General features: G+C 47.6%; 4 protein-coding genes. All 4 read right to left on the bottom strand.

Annotation, left to right across the window (positions count from 1 at the left end; genetic code table 11):
* Positions 1-317 (bottom strand): hypothetical protein (locus FJZ26_05660; protein MBM3229894.1); only part of this gene is annotated, 317 nt, incomplete at its 3' end.
* Positions 318-345: 28 nt separating this feature from the next.
* Positions 346-957: a phosphoribosylglycinamide formyltransferase gene (gene purN / locus FJZ26_05655; protein ID MBM3229893.1), complete on the bottom strand. Its 612-nt coding sequence runs from the start codon at positions 955-957 to the stop codon at positions 346-348.
* A 57-nt stretch (positions 958-1,014) separates the two neighbouring features.
* On the bottom strand, positions 1,015-1,725 hold the full coding sequence (locus tag FJZ26_05650) for a 5-formyltetrahydrofolate cyclo-ligase (protein MBM3229892.1): 711 nt from the start codon (positions 1,723-1,725) through the stop codon (positions 1,015-1,017).
* On the bottom strand, positions 1,646-2,283 hold a 638-nt coding region (locus tag FJZ26_05645), incomplete at its 5' end, for a hypothetical protein (protein ID MBM3229891.1). The genes FJZ26_05645 and FJZ26_05650, both read right to left, overlap by 80 nt.

Below are 2,283 nucleotides of genomic sequence, written 5' to 3'. Positions count from 1 at the left end.
AGCACTACATCCCCGCAATAGCAGGCAGCCTCCGAAATTGACGAGAAGATGCTTTCAATGTCCTTCATTTCATTGATTCCAAGGCGCAAATCAGCAAGCCTTTTTTGGTATTTTGGGATTTCATTCTGGCTGATAAAGTGCGCCCCTGCTGAAAATTGGTCTGAAGAAAGATAGGTGCTATTTCCAGACAGGCACGATTTTTTTTCAACAACAGGCTCGACATATTTGAGAAGATAGCGTTCATATCCTGCCAAATCGCCTATTTCACCCCCCAAAAGCACCTTGCAGGTGGATTTCCATGCCCCGTTTAGGTCCATAAAGCCGCCGCTATAGAGTCACATTCACTTATAAAATTTCAACCTTGCCCCAGCCACCAATCCTGACTTTTCCCTGCGCAAACCATCCTACAACCATCGGAAGGCCGACATGCTCGCGCTCAAGGACTTTTGCTGCAATCTCGCCTGGGCTTTTGCAGCCTGCTATGTCAACTTTTTCCTGGTAGATAATCGCCCCTCCGTCAAGCGAGCTGTCCACAAAGTGTATCGTATATCCGGATTCCTTCTCGCCTGCCGCAAACACCGCATCGTGCGCGTGCGCGCCTGGGTGCTTTGGCAAAAGCGATGGGTGGATGTTTATCATTCTTCCTTCATATGCCTGCAGCAACTTTTTGCTTTTTATTAGCTTCATATAGCCTGCCAACACAACCAAGTCGGCTTTTAGCTCCTGCAATTTGTTTAATATTGCCTCATCGTATTTTTCCCTTTCCGGAAAATTTTTCAACTCAAAAACAAAGTGGGGGATGCCTGCCTTTTTTGCCCGTTCAATTGCAATTGCATCAGGGTTGTCTGTAATCAAGCCAACAAGCTCAACATCCAGCTCACCCCTGGCTTTGGCATCAATTATCGACTGGAAATCGCTTCCGCGCCCAGATGCCAAAACCGCAACCTTGAATCCCATGCAAACCACAAACCAGCAAATTCTTTCAATTTCACAGCCAACTCATGCAGTCTATATCTACTCAATGCTTCCGGATTTCCTTCTTTCATTTTGGCAGTCTATTATCTCACTTTCAGTTATTATAAAGTCAACCGGCACGTCATGCGCCTCATGGGGAATCTGCCGGAGCACCTGGAAGCCAAAAGCCAGTGCGCATGTTTTGCTACAGTTCTTAAGGCCGGCCAATAGCTTGTCATAATATCCCTTGCCCCAGCCAAGCCTGAAGCCCTGCCTGTCAAATGCGGCGCCTGGTATTACAAGCAAGTCAAGCTGCGAAACCTCAATTTTATTTGATTGGTCTGCAACAGGCTCTTCAACGCCAAAGCTTCCCTTTGTCAGTTTTCCCGCATCATCTACCAAATAAATCTCAAGCAAGTCAGTTTTCCTGTTTGTCCTCGGCAGCGCAACCCCCTTGCCCTCCTTTAGAGCTTCTGCAACAAGGCCATGCGTGAAAACCTCCCTTTCCTTGGACATGTAAAGAAGCACGCTTTTTGCTTTTGCATACATGTGTGTTGCTCTAAGCCTGCCAACAACCCGCAAGCTTCTTTCCATGTAGTCCTCTACCGACAATTGCCTTCTTTCAATTAGCACAGTGTCCCTTACAATATCTTTTTTTATCGTCATCATTATGCACCATTTCCCTGCCCATTCAATAATGGTTCCTCGATATTTTCCAGTGCCTTGCCTGCGAGAGCATGTACATGGAGCCTGCAACAAGCACCATTCCATCCCTGCCGGCTATTTTTTTTGCCCTGGAAACAGCGCTTTGCGGCCTGTCAACAACATCAAAACCTATCCCTAGTTTTTTCACAAGAGGCACAAGCTGCCTTGCATTAAGCGCCCTTCCGCGCACATAAGGGCTTGTTAGCACGACATGCTTTATTTTTTTTCTTATAATCTTAAGCATTCCGTGCGAATCCTTGTCTTTCATGGCGCCAAACACAAGCACTATCCGGTTTTTTTTGAATATCCCAAGCGTCTGGCTTAGGGCAACAAACGCCTGCGGGTTGTGAGCGCAATCCATCACAACAAGCGGACCTGTCCCAACAGTCTCAAGCCTCCCCCTCATAGCCGTTTTCTCAAGTCCTGCTGCAATCGCTTTTCCGTCAAAAAAACCTTTTATCCCGACAAAGGCAAGCACGGCACAGGCGATATTTGGAAGCTGGAACTTGCCTGGAGAGGGCACTGTGCACCAAACACGCCTCCCGCATGCCCTTACTGCTGCATCGGTGTGGGTTGCGGCAAGGCTGGTTGGCACCACCTTGGCATCCTTGTATGAATAAATCA

Source organism: Candidatus Parvarchaeota archaeon (genome assembly GCA_016866895.1).
Lineage (GTDB): Archaea > Micrarchaeota > Micrarchaeia > Anstonellales > VGKX01 > VGKX01.
This window is presented reverse-complemented; position numbering and strand designations above follow the sequence as displayed.

What these genes read in the sequence shown, in the direction of transcription:
- purN (MBM3229893.1), bottom strand. Translation starts at nt 957, where the DNA reads ATGGGATTCAAGGTTGCGGTTTTGGCATCTGGGCGCGGAAGCGATTTC.
- FJZ26_05650 (MBM3229892.1), bottom strand. Translation starts at nt 1,725, where the DNA reads ATGGAATGGTGCTTGTTGCAGGCTCCATGTACATGCTCTCGCAGGCAA.